Raw genomic sequence first — 15708 nt, forward strand, 5'->3', positions numbered from 1 at the left:
ACTTTGTTCCGCATGGGAACATAACGCTCGCGCTCTCGAAAGGTGACCCCCTTCATGCCCCTGGCCCTGCTCGCCCTCGCCGTGGGCGCCTTCGGCATCGGCACCACCGAGTTCGTGATGATGGGCCTGCTGCCCGACGTCGCGGACGACCTCGGCATCTCCATCCCCGCCGCCGGTCACCTGGTCTCGGCCTACGCCCTCGGCGTCGTCGTCGGCGCCCCGCTGCTGGCGGCGGTGACCGCCCGCATGTCCCGCCGCACCGTCCTCATCGGCCTGATGGGCCTGTTCGTCGTCGGCAACGCCCTGTCGGCCGCCGCCCCCGGCGAAACGTCTCTGCTCGCCGCCCGCTTCCTCAGCGGCCTGCCGCACGGCGCCTTCTTCGGCGTCGGCGCGGTGGTCGCCACCGGCATGGTCGCCCCCGAACGCAAGGCCCGCTCCGTCTCCCTGATGTTCCTCGGCCTGACCGTCGCCAACATCATCGGCGTCCCCGCGGCCACCGCCATGGGCCAGTCCCTGGGCTGGCGGGCGACGTTCCTCGGCGTCAGCGCGATCGGCGTCGCCGCGATGGCCGCGCTGCTGTTCCTCGTCCCCCGCGACCGGGCCCCGAGCGAGGCGACCGGCGGCCTGCGCGGCGAACTGCGGGCGCTGAAGTCCGTCCCCGTCTGGCTGGCCCTCGGCACCACGGTCGCCGGCTTCGGCGCGCTGTTCTCCGCGTACAGCTACATCACGCCGATGCTCACCGACGCCGCCGGGTACGCCGACACCAGCGTGACGCTGCTGCTGGCGCTGTTCGGCGTGGGCGCGACGGCCGGCAACCTGCTGGGCGGCCGCCTGGCCGACCACTCCCTGCGGGGCACGCTGATCGGCGGCCTGGTCTCCCTGGTCGTCATCCTGGCCCTGTTCCCCGTCCTCCTCAGCACCCAGGTCACGGCCGCGGTCGCGGTGCTTCTGCTCGGCGCCACGGCCTTCATCACCAGCTCCCCGCTCCAGCTGATGGTCATGGAGAAGGCGTCGGCGGCCCCGTCCCTGGCCTCCTCCGCCAACCAGGCCGCCTTCAACCTGGCCAACGCCGGCGGCGCCTGGATCGGCGGCCTCGCCCTGGCGGCCGGCCTGGGCGTCACCTCCCCGGCCCTGGCGGGCTCCGCCCTGGCCGTCCTCGGCCTGCTGGTCGCCGGCGTGGCATGGGCGGTGGACCGCAGGACGGTCACACCGGGGCGCGTGGTGGCGGGGCATGTGCCGGCGCGGGAAGCGGCGGAGGCGGTACGCCACTGACGGCTGCCGCCGGTCACGGCGCCTGGGCGGTCTCCCGCTCGGCGAGGAAGATGTGCCGCCAGCCGTGCGGCAGGGCGATGTGCAGCGCGACGCCGGGCCAGGCGTGGGTCGCACTCCTTCCCGCGCCGGGCGAAGAGCCACTCCCGCAAGCCGTCGAGCCCGGCCCCGCCGTGCCGGACAGCGTGCTGGTCGTAGCCGGTCAGGAACGCGACCAGTCAGGCGTCACACCGACTTCACGAATCCCGCCCAGGCGCCGGACGACAGGGTGAGGACGGGGCCGGTGGCGTTCTTGGAGTCACGGATGTGTATGGCGGTTGTACCTGCGGCGATCTCTACGCACTGGCCGCCTTCGGTTCCGCTGTAGCTGCTCTTGCACCAGGCGAGGCCGAGTGCAGTGGTCGTCGAGGTCTCGGTGTTGTTCATAGCGATTCCAGCAACCCTTCGATGAACTCCAGGGACTCTCGCGGAGTGAGAGCCTGCGAGCGGATAATCCCATAACGGGCTGCGGCGAGGACTGTCTGTTCCGGGTCGGTTTCAAGAGAGCTGGTCGTGTGGTTCTCCGAGTACACGAACTTCTTGCCGTCCTTGCGCGTGACGACTGTGAACGGTCCGTTCACGCCTGCGTTGTCCTCGCACTCGATCGGCATGGTCTGGATCTCGACGTTCCGCCTCCGGCCGATCAGCAGCAGGTGCTCCAACTGTCTTCCAAGCGCGTCCTTGCCGCCGTACCGATGCCGCAGCACCGCCTCGTCCATCACGAAACCCAACAGCGGTGCAGAGCGCCGGTCGAAGATCTCCTGCCTTGCCAGCCGCGCGGCAACCCGCTGCTCGATGACTTCCTGATCCAGCAGCGGACGCCGCATGGCCAAGAGGGCCCTCATGTACTCCTCGGTCTGGAGGAGGCCGTTGACGACTTGCGTGTCGTACATGAGCAACTCGACGCACTCCTTCTCCAACTGCGCCATCCCCTGGAAGAACCCCGGATACTGAGCCCGCTCCATCTCCTCCTTCCAGTTGCTCAACAGCCCGTCCGCCCCGACCACTTCATCCGCGCGGTCGATCGTCCGGGGCAGCGGGATCCTCCGGCCCTGCTCGTACGACGCCACCGTCGACGCCGAGTAACCGATCCGCCTCCCGAACTCCTCGCGGTCGAGCCCGGCCCGCAGCCGCAGCGTCTTCATGCTTCTCCCGAAGGCGCAGACCACGCCCTTCCCGGCCTCGCCCTCCGGGCGCCGACCGTCCTCGTCCCCGCCCGGCAGGGCATCCGTGTTCTCCGTCATCTCGACCACCGCCTCCTCGGCCCAACGCCCGTCGCGGGGGCGGCGTCACGCCGCGCACCCCGTACTCGCAGCCGCACCGCGCGTACAGTCAGCTGCCGTCGGTGCGTCACCACTGGTCACGCTACGCGACCGACGGGACCGTGATCGGCATGATGACCGAACCCGACATCCCCACCGGTACCGCTTTCGAGATGTGCTTCACCTCCACACCCCGGGGCGCCCGCCTCGCCCGCCGCCTGACGGCCGTCCGGCTGGACGCGTGGGGCGTCGGGTACGGCACCCGGCCCCACGACGACATCGTGCTGATCGTCGCCGAACTGGCCGCCAACGCCGTCCGGCACGGCCACGTCCCCGGCCGGGACTTCCGCCTCCGCCTCCACGTGACCGCCGACGGCCGCGCCGTACGCGTCGAGGTCACCGACACCCGAGACGAACGCCTCCCGCGCCACCCCTGCGCCCCGGACACCACCGGCACCGACGAGTCCGGCCGCGGCCTGCTCCTCGTAGCGCACCTGGCCACCCGCTGGGACTGGCACCCGCGCGAGGACGGTCCGGGCAAGACGGTCTGGGCGGAGTACGCGCCGGTGTCCGGAGGGAAGGAAGCGGGGGCGGGGGGTCCGTATGAGGCGATCCGGTAGATGTTCAGGACATGTCAGTCGACGGGGCGGCCGGCTGAGCACCCTGAGGACTGAGAGCCCTACACCCATCAAGGGGGAAACATGCTTTCGTCCGTCAAGCGCGCCCTGACCAGGCGCCGCAGGGCAGCCACCGTCGCCGTCACCGCATTGCTCGTCACCGGGGCCGGGCTGACGTTCGCGCCCTCCGCGAGTGCAGACGCCTTCAGGTGTCCGTCCGGCTTCGGCAGCGACTCGCAGTCGATGTGCGCCTACGTGGACATCACCTCCGGCACCCTGACCGTCCGCTCCGGTCCCGGCACCAACTACGGGTCGGTGGGCAGCCTCTCCGACGGGACTCTCGTCGAGGTGGACTGCTGGGACTACGGCACCTCCGTCAACGGCTACAACATCTGGACCAACCTCTACAGCGCCGGCGGCAACCGCTGGGTGAGCGATTACTACCTCACCACCGGACGTGTGCAGAACTTCATCAGGCAGTGCTGACCCGGCTGACCGGCGTCACATGTCCACGTAGCCGTACACCCGGTCGAAGCGCCGTGCCGTCAGGTCCGCGCGGCGGATCAGCCAGGTGATGACGCCGCCGTCCAGTTCCCTGACCTCCTGGGGGCAGCGCCAGGTGGCCAGCGGTATCCAGTCGTCGGCGTCCTCCGGCTCCTCGTCCCGTGCGACGAGGAGCGGGTCGTCGTTGAGGACGACCGGGTGGCTGCCGAGGGCGAAGGTCCAGGTGGGCCAGGAGCCGCCCACGTGGGTCCAGGCGTCCTCCAGTTCCCCGGCCAGCTCGTACTGCTCGTCGTCCGCGTCCTCCCACCGCGCCTCCGTGAAGGCGTCGGTGTCGACGGGGGACAGGTGCTGCCACATCCGGCGCAGTTCCTGCGGCTCGAACGGGCCGTGATCGCGGTCCGTGCGACGGGTGGCCGTCGGCGTCCCGGCGGGGACGTGGAGGACCGCGTCGCTCCGCCGGCCCCGGAAGTCCAGGGCCGGGTCGGCGAAGAAGAGCAGGTGGCCGTCGGCGGGCAGGGGGAGCCCGGCGGTGTCCGGCGGGAGGAGCGCGCAGTCGACCGACGCGACCAGCGGGTACGCCGGGGCGGGGACGTCCTCGGGCAGCGACGGGTGGCCGCCCATGCTCACCAGCGGCGGCCCGTCACCGTCCGGTGCGAAGAACGCGCCGGGCACCAGGCCCCGTATCCACTCCTCCGCGTCCTCCGCCGGCAGCCCCCGGGACGCCGCCTCCGCACGGAAACGCTCGACCCGGTCCGTGTTCCAGTCATCGATCATGGGCGACACCCTAGGGGCGCTGTCCGGGCAACGGCAGCAGAAGACGGAAGGCCGGGACGGCGACCGCCGCGACGATCAGGTGCATGACCATCAGGGCGATGACGCCGCCCCAGCTGGTGCCGGGCTCGTCGGAGGTGCCGAGGAGGATGTCGGGGACGAAGGTGACGAGGAGGATCACCGGTATCCAGGTGCGCAGCACCCGGGCGGGGCGGGCCGAGCGGGCCCGGACCAGGGCCCAGCCCCCGGCGCCGGCGAGCACGCCGACGACGGTGAGCAGGGCGTAGTCGGACAGGTGGAGCGGCTCGAAGTCGTCGGAGACACCGGCGGCGTGGGCGAGGGCGGCGACCGCGGCGTTGAGGGCGACGGCGACGACGGCGGTGGCCGCCAGGCCGCCGGTCACCACGAGCCCGCCGGGGCGGCGGGCGGAGTCGGCGGGGCGGGCGGTGGTCGGTCCGTTCACGGTGTACTCCTCGGCTCGGCACGGCGTCGCGTCGGCCGCACGGCGCCGCGTCGGCCCTCGGCTCGGCACGGCGTCGCGCGGATTTCGTGCGCCGAACGTAACGACTCGTCGCGCTGCGTCGAACCGATCGCCGCGAACCCATCCCGCGAGCACCCCGCGGACGTCCCGAAGGGGCCACCGCGCTGCCACCGCCCTCCCCGCCGCACGGCGGGGTCACACCCCCACGTACGCCGCCAAGTGCTCGCCCGTCACGGTGGACCGGGCCGCGACCAGCTCCGCCGGCGTCCCCTGGAAGACGATCCGCCCGCCGTCGTGGCCCGCGCCGGGGCCCAGGTCGATGATCCAGTCCGCGTGGGCCATGACCGCCTGGTGGTGCTCGACGACGATGACCGACTTGCCGGAGTCGACCAGCCGGTCGAGGAGGGCGAGGAGCTGCTCGACATCGGCCAGGTGGAGGCCGGTCGTCGGCTCGTCGAGGACGTAGATCCCGCCCTTCTCGGCCATGTGCACCGCCAGCTTCAGCCGCTGCCGTTCGCCGCCGGACAGGGTGGTGAGCGGCTGGCCGAGGGTGAGGTAGCCGAGGCCCACGTCCAAGAGGCGGGTCAGGATCTTGTGGGCGGCCGGTGTGCGGGCCTCGCCCTCGCCGAAGAAGGCCAGCGCCTCGGTCACCGGCATGGCCAGCACCTCGGCGATGTCCCGGCCGCCGAGCCGGTGCACGAGGACGGACGCGTCGTACCGCCGGCCCTCGCACTCCTCGCAGGTCGTGGAGACACCGGCCATCATGCCGAGGTCGGTGTAGACGACGCCGGCGCCGTTGCAGGTGGGGCAGGCGCCCTCGGAGTTGGCGCTGAACAGCGCCGGCTTGACCCCGTTGGCCTTGGCGAAGGCCTTGCGGATCGGGTCGAGCAGGCCCGTGTACGTCGCCGGATTGCTGCGCCGCGAACCGCGGATCGGGCTCTGGTCGACCCGGACCACGCCGTCCTCCGAGCGGACCGAGCCGTGCACGAGAGAGCTCTTGCCGGAGCCCGCGACACCCGTCACCACGCACAGCACGCCGAGCGGGATGTCGACGTCGACGTCCCGCAGGTTGTGGGTGCGCGCGCCGCGGATCTCCAGCGCGCCGGCGGCCTCGCGCACCGACTCCTTCACGGCCGCCCGGTCGTCGAGGTGGCGGCCGGTGAGCGTGCCGCTCGCCCGCAGCCCCTCGACGGTGCCCTCGAAGCAGACCGTGCCGCCGGCCGTACCGGCGCCCGGCCCGAGGTCGACGACGTGGTCGGCGATCGCGATCGTCTCCGGCTTGTGCTCGACCACCAGCACCGTGTTGCCCTTGTCGCGCAGCCGCAGCAGCAGGCCGTTCATCCGCTGGATGTCGTGCGGGTGCAGGCCGACGGTCGGTTCGTCGAAGACGTACGTGACGTCCGTGAGGGACGAGCCCAGGTGGCGGATCATCTTCACGCGCTGCGCCTCGCCGCCGGACAGGGTGCCCGAGGGGCGGTCCAGGGAGAGGTAGCCGAGGCCGATCTCCGTGAACGAGTCCAGGGAGTGCTGGAGCGCGGTGAGCAGCGGCGCCACCGAGGGGTCCGTCAGCCCGCGCGCCCACTCGGCGAGGTCGCGGATCTCCATCGCGCAGGCGTCCGCGATCGAGACGCCGTCGATCTTCGAGGCCCGGACCGCCGGCGTGAGCCGGGTGCCGTCGCAGTCGGGGCACGTCCCGGTCGTCGTCGCCCGCAGGACGAACGCGCGGATGTGCGGCTGGAGCGAGTCGACGTCCTTCGACAGCATCGACTTCTGGATCTTCGGGATCAGCCCCTCGTAGGTGAGGTTGATGCCCTCGACCTTGATCTTGGTCGGCTCCTGGTGGAGGAGGGCGTGCAGTTCCTTCTTGGTGAACTCGCGGATCGGCTTGTCCGGCGAGAAGAAGCCGCAGCCCCGGTAGATACGGCCGTACCAGCCGTCCATCGTGTAGCCGGGGATCGTCAGCGCGCCCTCGTTCAGCGACTTGGAGTCGTCGTAGAGCTGGGTGAGGTCGATGTCGGAGACCGTGCCGCGGCCCTCGCAGCGCGTGCACATGCCGCCGGTGCGGTGGAAGGAGACCTTCTCGGTCTTCGTCTTCTCACTGCCCCGGTCGACCGTGAACCCGCCGCTCGCCGACACCGAGGCGACGTTGAAGGAGTACGCGCCGGGCGGGCCGACGTGCGGTTCGGCGAGGCGGCTGAAGAGGATGCGCAGCATGGCGTTGGCGTCGGTGACCGTGCCGACGGTGGAGCGCGGGTCGGCGCCCAGCCGGGACTGGTCGACGATGATCGCCGTCGTCAGACCGTCGAGGACGTCGACCTCCGGCCGGGCCAGCGTCGGCATGAACCCCTGCACGAAGGCGCTGTACGTCTCGTTGATCAGCCGCTGCGACTCGGCGGCGACCGTGTCGAACACCAGCGAGCTCTTGCCCGACCCCGAGACCCCGGTGAACACCGTCAGCCGGCGCTTCGGTATCTCGATGCTGACGTCCTTGAGGTTGTTCTCGCGCGCCCCGTGCACGCGGATCAGATCGTGGCTGTCGGCGACGTGCGCCTCGGACGGGTACGGGTACGGGTCCGTGCTCGTGGTCATGCGGCTGGTCTCCCCTGTTGTCGTGCGGGCCGGTGCGGGTGCGGATCCTGTGCGGCCACGTGCCTCGGCGCGTCGCGCCGGCCGGCCCCCTCCCGGCCCCTCCCCAAAGGGCGGGACCCTACCGCAGGGGCACCGGCCGCACACGTGGTTTTCCGACCGCCGGCGCTATCCCTTGCGCGGCTGGTTGAAGCGGAGCATGTTGCCGGCCGGGTCGCGGAAGGCGCAGTCACGGACGCCGTACGGCTGGTCGATCGGCTCCTGGAGCACCTCGCCGCCGGCCGCCCGGACGCGTTCGAACGTCGCGTCCACGTCGTCGGTGGAGAAGATGACGCCCCGCAGCATGCCCTTGGCCAGCAGCTCCGCCATCGCCTTGCGGTCGGCCTCGGGGGCCATCGGGTCGGCGAGCGGCGGCTCCAGCACGATCTCGACGTCGGGCTGGCCGGGCGGGGCGACGGTCACCCAGCGCATCCCCTCGAAGGCGACGTCGTTGCGGACCTGGAAGCCGAGGACGTCCCGGTAGAAGGCGAGCGCCTTGTCGTGGTCGTCGACGGCGATGAAGCACTGAGCGAGTCTGATGTCCATGCCCCCGACGCTACGAGCCGGCGGCGCCTCACGCTTCTCGATTCCTGACCGGATTCCCGACCGGATTCCTGACCGGATCTCCGACCGGATTCCCGACCGGATTCCTGACCGGTCGCGTACGGACTTTCGCCACGCACGCCGGGATCGGCGCCCCCGTCTCGTGGTCCCGGGCCTTGTACGCGCTCGGCGACTCCCCGACCAGCTCGGTGAAGCGCGTACTGAACGACCCCAGCGACGTACACCCCACCGCGAAGCACACGTCCGTCACGCTCAGGTCACCGCGCCGCAGCAGCGCCTTCGCCCGCTCCACCCGCCGGGTCATCAGATAGCTGTACGGCGTCTCCCCGTACGCCGCCCGGAAACTCCGCGAGAAGTGCCCGGCCGACATCATGGCGACCCGCGCCAGCGCCGGGACGTCCAGCGGCTCCGCGTAGTCGCGGTCCATGACGTCCCGGGCACGGCGCAGGCGCTTCAGGTCCTCCAGCTCCATGACCCAAGGATGGCCTACAGCACCGGCAGGTTCTTCCGCAGCTCGAACGCCGTGACCTCCGAGCGGTACTCCTCCCACTCCTGGCGCTTGTTGCGCAGGAAGAAGTCGAAGACGTGCTCGCCGAGGGTCTCGGCGACCAGGTCGCTGCGTTCCATCAGGGTCAGGGCCTCGCCCAGGTTCTGCGGGAGCGGCTCGATGCCGAGGGCGCGGCGCTCCGCGTCGGAGAGGGCCCAGACGTCGTCCTCGGCGCCCGGCGGGAGTTCGTAGCCCTGCTCGATGCCCTTGAGGCCGGCGGCGAGCAGGACGGCGTAGGTCAGGTACGGGTTGGCGCCGGAGTCGATGGAGCGGACCTCGACGCGGGCCGAGCCGGTCTTGCCGGGCTTGTACATCGGGACGCGGACCAGCGCGGAGCGGTTGTTGTGGCCCCAGCAGATGTAGGACGGGGCCTCGCCGCCGGCGCCCGCCGTGCGCTCGGTGCCGCCCCAGATGCGCTTGTAGCTGTTGACCCACTGGTTGGTGACCGCGGAGATCTCGGCGGCGTGCCGCAGCAGGCCCGCGATGAAGGAGCGGCCGACCTTGGAGAGCTGGTACTCCGCGCCGGACTCGTAGAACGCGTTGCGGTCGCCCTCGAAGAGCGAGAGGTGGGTGTGCATGCCGCTGCCCGGGTGCTCGGAGAACGGCTTGGGCATGAACGTCGCCTGCACGCCCTGCTCCAGCGCCACCTGCTTCATCACCAGGCGGAACGTCATGATGTTGTCGGCCGTCGAGAGCGCGTCGGCGTAGCGGAGGTCGATCTCCTGCTGGCCGGGGGCGCCCTCGTGGTGGGAGAACTCCACCGAGATGCCCATCGACTCCAGCATGGTGATCGCCTGGCGGCGGAAGTCCATGCCGATGTTCTGCGGGGTGTGGTCGAAGTAGCCGGAGTTGTCGGCCGGGGTCGGCACCGAGCCGTCGACCGGCTTGTTCTTCAGCAGGAAGAACTCGATCTCCGGGTGGGTGTAGAAGGTGAAGCCCGAGTCGGAGGCCCGGTTCAGGGCGCGCTTGAGGACGTAGCGCGGGTCGGCGAAGGACGGCGAGCCGTCCGGCATCAGGATGTCGCAGAACATCCGGGCGGTGCCGGGGGCCTCCGCGCGCCACGGCAGGACCTGGAAGGTCGACGGGTCCGGCTTGGCGATCATGTCGGACTCGTAGACCCGGGCGAAGCCCTCGATCGCCGAGCCGTCGAAGCCGATGCCCTCGTCGAAGGCCTGCTCCAGCTCGGCGGGGGCCACGGCGACGGACTTCAGGAAGCCCAGTACGTCCGTGAACCACAGGCGCACGAACCGGATGTCACGCTCTTCGAGCGTCCGGATCACGAACTCCTGCTGCTTGTCCATCTTGCGCTTCCCCATCCTTGCTGGTCAGGCCGCCTGTCTCCGGCACCGTATCCGGCGCCTTCGTCCGGTACCGCAGGAGGCGGTCGGGCACCTGAGCATCCCACCACAGCACCGTTTCGTACGCGTTGCCGACCTTGATCGGGCGGACGGCCCGGGCCTGAACACCGCACGTACGGTTCCTGCGTCGCTCCGGTGGATTCCATGCTCTCCCCGCAGGGTAGAGGCCGCGTGTTCGATCGGGCCATTCCTGGGAGCGCCCGGCCGTTCCCGGGAGCCCGGGACACCCCATAGCGTCGGTATGACGATTACACTGACCGGGTGCCTCAACTACGACTCGCTCTCAACCAGATCGACTCCACCGTCGGTGACCTCGCGTCGAACGCCGAGTCGATCCTCCGCTGGACCCGGCACTCCGCCGAGCAGGGCGCCCACCTCGTGGCGTTCCCGGAGATGGCGCTGACCGGCTACCCCGTCGAGGACCTCGCGCTGCGCTCCTCCTTCGTACGGGCCTCCCGGCAGGCCCTGCGCGCGCTGGCCGCCCGGCTCGCCGCCGAGGGGCTCGGCGAGCTGCCGGTGATCGTCGGCTACCTCGACCGCTGCCCGACCGCGCAGCCGAAGTACGGCCAGCCCGCCGGGGCCCCGCAGAACGCGGGCGCGGTCCTGCACCGGGGCGAGGTCGTGCTGACCTACGCCAAGCACCACCTGCCGAACTACGGCGTCTTCGACGAGTTCCGCTACTTCGTCCCCGGCGACACCATGCCGGTGCTGCGGGTACGCGGCGTCGACGTCGCCCTGGCCATCTGCGAGGACCTCTGGCAGGACGGCGGACGGGTGCCGGCCGCCCGGTCGGCCGGGGCCGGACTGCTGCTCTCCATCAATGCCTCGCCCTACGAGCGCGACAAGGACGACACCCGCCTCGAACTGGTCCGCAAGCGGGCCCAGGAGGCCGGCTGCACCACCGCCTACCTCGCGATGACGGGCGGCCAGGACGAGCTGGTCTTCGACGGCGACTCGATCGTGGTCGGGGCGGACGGGGAGGTCCTCGCGCGGGCCCCGCAGTTCACCGAGGGGTGCGTCGTGCTGGACCTCGACCTGCCGGGCGCGGTGCCCCTGGCCGAGGCGCCGGGCGGGGTCGTCGACGACGGGCTGCGGATCGAGCGGGCCGTGGTCTCCGAGGAGCCGGTGGCGCCGTACGAGGCGACGGCGACGGGCGGGCACGCGGACCGGCTCGACGACGACGAAGAGGTCTACTCGGCACTCGTCACCGGGCTGCGGGCGTACGTCGAGAAGAACGGGTTCCGGTCGGTGCTGGTCGGCCTCTCCGGCGGCATCGACTCGGCGCTGGTGGCCGCCGTGGCGTGCGACGCGGTGGGCGCGGAGAACGTTCACGGCGTCTCCATGCCGTCGAAGTACTCCTCCGACCACTCCAAGGACGACGCGGCGGAGCTGGCGCGGCGCACCGGCCTGAACTACCGGACCGTGCCCATCGAGCCGATGTTCGACGCGTACATGGGGGCGCTGGGGCTGACCGGGCTGGCCGAGGAGAACCTCCAGTCCCGGCTGCGCGGCACCCTGCTGATGGCGATCTCCAACCAGGAGGGCCACCTCGTGCTGGCCCCCGGCAACAAGTCGGAGCTGGCGGTCGGCTACTCGACGCTGTACGGCGACTCGGTGGGCGCCTACGGGCCGATCAAGGACGTGTACAAGACGTCCGTCTTCCGGCTGGCCGAGTGGCGCAACCGGGCGGCGCGGGAGCGCGGGCAGACCCCGCCGGTCCCCGAGAACTCGATCACCAAGCCGCCCAGCGCCGAGCTGCGGCCGGGGCAGGTCGACACGGACTCCCTGCCGGACTACCCGGTGCTCGACGCGATCCTGGAGCTGTACGTCGACCGGGACCGGGGCGCGGACGAGATCGTCGCCGCCGGGTACGACCGGGAACTGGTGACGAAGACGCTGCGCATGGTCGACACCGCCGAGTACAAGCGGCGCCAGTACCCGCCGGGCACGAAGATCTCCCCGAAGGGCTTCGGCAAGGACCGCCGGCTGCCGGTCACGAACCGGTGGCGGGAGGGGGCCTGACGCCGACGCACCCAACGCACCCAATGCGCCGACGCACCCGACGCGCCCGACGCGCCCGTCGCTACCCCTGCGCCGCCAGCTTCCCCAGCAGCACGTGCAACGGCTCCGCGGCCCGCCGCCGGTACTCCTGCACCGACCACCCGTTGCCGTCCGGGTCCTTGAAGTACAGGAACGTCGCCCCGTCGTCCGGGGCGTACCGCACCGGCTCGGAGACCTCCAGGCCCCGCCCGGACAGCTCCGCGCGCGCCGCCTCGATGTCGGCGACGCACAGCTGGAGGCCCTGGTACGAGCCCGGCGCGGGCCGCGCGCCCCCGGCCATCTCCCAGATGCTGTCGCCCAGCGCGATCGAACAGCCCGAGCCCGGCGGCGTCAGCTGCACGATCCGCATCCCCGGCATCACCTCCGTGTCGATGTCGACGTGGAAGCCGACCTTGTCCCGGTAGAAGTCCCGGGCGCGGTCGATGTCGCTGACGGGCAGCGGGATCACTTCGAGGGTCATGTCCATGGTGCGGCTCCCTTCGGACGGCTCCCGTCCACCCAAGCGGATGGCGGCGTCGGCCGCCACCCCGTCGGCGAGGTGTCCGGTTAGGCTCTGGCCAGGACGACCTTGATCCGACAGGAGGCCGGGGATGACGGCGCCGGGGCGCAGGAGCAGTACCTTCACGCGACTGCTGCGGCACGGCTTCACGGATGCCTCGGCCGCCGAGCGGCTGCTGGACAGCGTGGAGCTGACGCCGGTCCGCGACGACCCGGTCCTCCTCGACGCCCTCGGCGCCACCGCCGACCCCGACCTCGCGCTGCACGGCCTGGTCCGGCTCCTGGAGGCGCAGCCCGAGCCCGCCGCGCGCCGGGAGCTGCTGGGGACGCTCACCTCGTCCAAGCCGCTGCGCGACCGGCTGCTCGGTGTGCTGGGCGCCTCCGAGGCGCTCGGCGACCATCTCGTCCGGCACACCGGGGACTGGCGGGCGCTGGTCACGTACGAACCGCGTGACCTGCACCCGGGGGTGGCGGAGTTCGAGCAGTGCCTGGGCGGGGCCGGCGACCCGGTCTCGCTGCGGGTCGCCTACCGGCGCTGTCTGCTGTCGCTGGCCGCGCGTGACGTGTGCGGCACCATCGACGTCGCCGAGACCGCCGCCGAACTGGCCGACCTCGCCACCGCCACCCTGCGCGCCGCGCTGCGGATCGCGGCGGCCGCCGCGCCCGAGGACGCCGGACTGTGCCGGCTCGCGGTGATCGCGATGGGCAAGTGCGGGGGCCACGAGCTGAACTACGTGTCCGACGTCGACGTCATCTTCGTGGGCGAGCCGGTGGAGGGGGCCGACGAGACGGCGGCGGTACGGGCCGCGACGCGGCTCGCGTCCCACCTCATGCGGATCTGCTCGGAGACCACGGTGGAGGGCTCCATCTGGCCCGTCGACGCCAACCTGCGCCCCGAGGGCCGCAACGGCCCGCTGGTGCGCACGCTCAGCAGCCACCTCGCCTACTACCAGCGCTGGGCCAAGACCTGGGAGTTCCAGGCGCTGCTCAAGGCCCGCCCGGTGGCCGGGGACCTCGCGCTGGGGGAGGAGTACGTCGCCGCGCTCCAGCCGCTGGTGTGGCAGGCCGCCGAGCGGGAGAACTTCGTCGCCGACGTGCAGCAGATGCGGCGCCGGGTGGTCGAGAACATCCCCGTCGCCGAGGTCGACCGGCAGATCAAACTGGGGCCGGGCGGGCTGCGGGACGTCGAGTTCGCGGTGCAGTTGCTGCAACTGGTGCACGGGCGGGCCGACGCGTCACTGCGCAGCGGTACGACGCTGGACGCGCTGAAGGCGCTGGCGGCCGGCGGGTACGTGGGGCGGGTGGACGCGGCCCAGCTGGACGACGCGTACCGCTTCCTGCGGTCGCTGGAGCACCGGATCCAGCTGTACCGGCTGCGGCGGACGCACCTCGTGCCCGAGGACGAGGCCGACCTGCGGCGCATCGGGCGGTCGCTGGGGCTGCGCACCGACCCGGTCGCCACGCTGCTGCGGGAGTGGCGGCGGCACGCGGCGGTGGTGCGGCGGCTGCACGAGAAGCTGTTCTACCGGCCGCTGCTCGACGCGGTGGCCGCGCTGGCGCCGGGGGAGGCGCGGCTGAGCGCCGAGGCGGCGCGGGAGCGGCTGGTCGCGCTCGGGTACGCCGATCCGGGCGCCGCGCTCCGGCACTTGGAGGCGCTGGCGTCGGGCGTGACGCGCAAGGCGGCGATCCAGCGGACGCTGCTGCCGGTGCTGCTGGGGTGGTTCGCGGACTCGGCGGACCCGGACACCGGGCTGCTCAACTTCCGCAAGGTGTCGGACGCACTCGGGAACACGCCCTGGTACCTGCGGCTGCTGCGGGACGAGGGCGCGGCGGCGGAGAACCTCGCGCGGGTGCTGTCCGCCGGGCGGCTCGCCCCCGACCTGTTGATGCGGGCGCCCGAGGCGGTGGCGCTGCTCGGCGACGGGGACGGCGGGAGCGGTGGGCACGGCAGGGGGCTCGCTCCGCGCGGGCGGGAGCAGCTGGAGGCGGAGATCCTCGCGGCGGTCGGGCGCGCGGAGGGCGCCGTGCAGGGGGTGACGGCGGCGCGCGGGGTACGGCGGCGGGAGCTGTTCCGTACGGCGGCGGCGGACATCGTGGCGTCGTACGGGACCGAGGCGCAGCCCGTCGTGGCCGATCCCGGGGCGCTGGTGGACCGGGTGGGCGCGGCGGTGTCGGACCTGACGGCGGCGACGCTGGCGGGGACGCTGCGGGCGGTGGTGCGGGAAGGGTGGGGCGATGAGCTGCCGACCCGGTTCGCGATCATCGGGATGGGCCGGTTCGGGGGGCACGAGCTGGGCTACGGGTCGGACGCGGACGTGCTGTTCGTGCACGAGCCGAGGGACGGGGTCGGGGAGCGGGAGGCGGCGGACGCCGCGAACCGGGTCGTGGCGGAGCTGCGGCGGCTGCTCCAGGTGCCGAGCGCGGACCCGCCGCTGGTCGTGGACGCGGATCTGCGGCCGGAGGGGAAGTCCGGGCCGATGGTGCGGACGCTCGGCTCGTACGCGGCGTACTACCGGCGCTGGTCGCTGGTGTGGGAGTCGCACGCGCTGCTGCGGGCGGAGGTGGTGGCGGGCGACGCGGATCTGGGGCGGCGGTTCCTGGACCTGGTCGATCCGCTGCGGTACCCGGCGCGGGGCCTGGACGACGACGCGGTACGGGAGATCCGGCGGCTGAAGGCGCGGATGGAGTCGGAGCGGCTGCCGCGCGGGGCGGACCCGAAGCTGCACGTCAAGCTGGGGCCGGGCGGACTGTCGGACGTGGAGTGGACCGTGCAGCTGGCGCAGTTGCGGCACGGGCACGAGGTGGCCGGGCTGCGGACGACGCGGACCCGGGCGGCGCTGGTCGCCGCGCGCGAGGCGGGACTGGTGGGGGAGTCGGACGCCCGCGTCCTGGACGAGGCGTGGGTACTGGCGACACGGGTCCGGAACGCGGTGATGCTGGTGCGGGGCAGGGCCGGGGACACCTTCCCCAGCGAGAGCCGGGAGCTGGCGGCGGTGGGGCGGTACCTCGGGTACGGGGACGGCCACGTCGGAGACATGCTGGACGCGTACCGCCGCACGGCACGGCGGGCGCGGGGGGTTGTGGAGACGCTGTTCTACGGGGGGTGACGCCG

Annotated in this window: 14 protein-coding genes; 5 read left to right on the forward strand and 9 right to left on the reverse strand. The window is 72.2% G+C overall.

Annotation, left to right across the window (positions count from 1 at the left end; all coding sequences use genetic code 11):
• The first annotated feature begins 54 nt into the window (after nucleotides 1–54).
• Nucleotides 55–1272 (forward strand): MFS transporter, encoded by a 1218-nt coding sequence (locus ACIQR3_RS07740; protein ID WP_403535640.1) that lies wholly within the window; start codon nucleotides 55–57, stop codon nucleotides 1270–1272.
• A gap of 222 nt (nucleotides 1273–1494) precedes the next feature.
• Here the strand turns inward: ACIQR3_RS07740 and ACIQR3_RS07745 are convergent, their stop codons facing one another.
• Both ACIQR3_RS07745 and ACIQR3_RS07750 read right to left on the reverse strand, forming a co-directional pair.
• On the reverse strand, nucleotides 1495–1695 hold the full coding sequence (locus ACIQR3_RS07745; RefSeq protein ID WP_403535643.1) for a DUF397 domain-containing protein: 201 nt from the start codon (nucleotides 1693–1695) through the stop codon (nucleotides 1495–1497).
• On the reverse strand, nucleotides 1692–2552 hold the full coding sequence (locus ACIQR3_RS07750) for a helix-turn-helix domain-containing protein (RefSeq protein ID WP_403535646.1): 861 nt from the start codon (nucleotides 2550–2552) through the stop codon (nucleotides 1692–1694). The genes ACIQR3_RS07745 and ACIQR3_RS07750 overlap by 4 nt, the downstream gene beginning before the upstream one ends.
• A gap of 149 nt (nucleotides 2553–2701) precedes the next feature.
• On the opposite strand from ACIQR3_RS07750, the gene ACIQR3_RS07755 reads away from it, so the two are divergent.
• Nucleotides 2702–3190, forward strand: a complete 489-nt coding sequence (locus tag ACIQR3_RS07755) for an ATP-binding protein (protein WP_403535648.1) — start codon at nucleotides 2702–2704, stop codon at nucleotides 3188–3190.
• 81 nt (nucleotides 3191–3271) lie between these two features.
• Nucleotides 3272–3673 carry an SH3 domain-containing protein gene (locus ACIQR3_RS07760; RefSeq protein ID WP_215168790.1) on the forward strand — a complete coding sequence of 134 codons (402 nt, stop codon included), beginning with the start codon at nucleotides 3272–3274 and terminating at the stop codon, nucleotides 3671–3673.
• Between the two features lie 15 nt (nucleotides 3674–3688).
• On the opposite strand, the gene ACIQR3_RS07765 is transcribed toward ACIQR3_RS07760, so the two are convergent.
• The 6 genes from ACIQR3_RS07765 to glnA all read right to left on the reverse strand — a co-directional run bounded on the left by ACIQR3_RS07765 (nucleotide 3689) and on the right by glnA (nucleotide 9980).
• Nucleotides 3689–4465 carry a DUF1963 domain-containing protein gene (locus ACIQR3_RS07765; RefSeq protein ID WP_403535651.1) on the reverse strand — a complete coding sequence of 259 codons (777 nt, stop codon included), beginning with the start codon at nucleotides 4463–4465 and terminating at the stop codon, nucleotides 3689–3691.
• A gap of 10 nt (nucleotides 4466–4475) precedes the next feature.
• Nucleotides 4476–4925, reverse strand: a complete 450-nt coding sequence (locus ACIQR3_RS07770) for a DUF6069 family protein (RefSeq protein WP_403535653.1) — start codon at nucleotides 4923–4925, stop codon at nucleotides 4476–4478.
• Nucleotides 4926–5138: 213 nt separating this feature from the next.
• A complete protein-coding gene (locus ACIQR3_RS07775; RefSeq protein WP_403535656.1) occupies nucleotides 5139–7532 on the reverse strand; it encodes an ATP-binding cassette domain-containing protein in 2394 nt (797 codons plus the stop codon).
• A 165-nt stretch (nucleotides 7533–7697) separates the two neighbouring features.
• Nucleotides 7698–8114, reverse strand: a complete 417-nt coding sequence (locus ACIQR3_RS07780) for a VOC family protein (protein WP_215168796.1) — start codon at nucleotides 8112–8114, stop codon at nucleotides 7698–7700.
• A 28-nt stretch (nucleotides 8115–8142) separates the two neighbouring features.
• Entirely contained in the window at nucleotides 8143–8604 is a 462-nt protein-coding gene (locus ACIQR3_RS07785) for a helix-turn-helix domain-containing protein (RefSeq protein WP_403535660.1), read from the reverse strand.
• Nucleotides 8605–8618: 14 nt separating this feature from the next.
• Nucleotides 8619–9980, reverse strand: a complete 1362-nt coding sequence (gene glnA / locus ACIQR3_RS07790) for a type I glutamate--ammonia ligase (RefSeq protein WP_403535663.1) — start codon at nucleotides 9978–9980, stop codon at nucleotides 8619–8621.
• A 318-nt stretch (nucleotides 9981–10298) separates the two neighbouring features.
• Here glnA and ACIQR3_RS07795 point away from each other — a divergent pair, with 318 nt between their 5' ends.
• Entirely contained in the window at nucleotides 10299–12059 is a 1761-nt protein-coding gene (locus ACIQR3_RS07795) for an NAD+ synthase (RefSeq protein WP_403535666.1), read from the forward strand.
• Nucleotides 12060–12120: 61 nt separating this feature from the next.
• Here the strand turns inward: ACIQR3_RS07795 and ACIQR3_RS07800 are convergent, their stop codons facing one another.
• Nucleotides 12121–12564, reverse strand: coding sequence for a VOC family protein (locus ACIQR3_RS07800; protein WP_403535669.1), 444 nt, complete (start codon nucleotides 12562–12564; stop codon nucleotides 12121–12123).
• 124 nt (nucleotides 12565–12688) lie between these two features.
• Between ACIQR3_RS07800 and ACIQR3_RS07805 the strand changes: the two genes are divergently transcribed.
• Nucleotides 12689–15703: a bifunctional [glutamine synthetase] adenylyltransferase/[glutamine synthetase]-adenylyl-L-tyrosine phosphorylase gene (locus ACIQR3_RS07805; RefSeq protein WP_403535671.1), complete on the forward strand. Its 3015-nt coding sequence runs from the start codon at nucleotides 12689–12691 to the stop codon at nucleotides 15701–15703.
• The last annotated feature ends 5 nt before the right edge of the window (nucleotides 15704–15708 follow it).

Origin of the sequence: Streptomyces sp. NPDC090994 (assembly GCF_044768905.1) — a bacterium.
Taxonomy (GTDB): domain Bacteria; phylum Actinomycetota; class Actinomycetes; order Streptomycetales; family Streptomycetaceae; genus Streptomyces.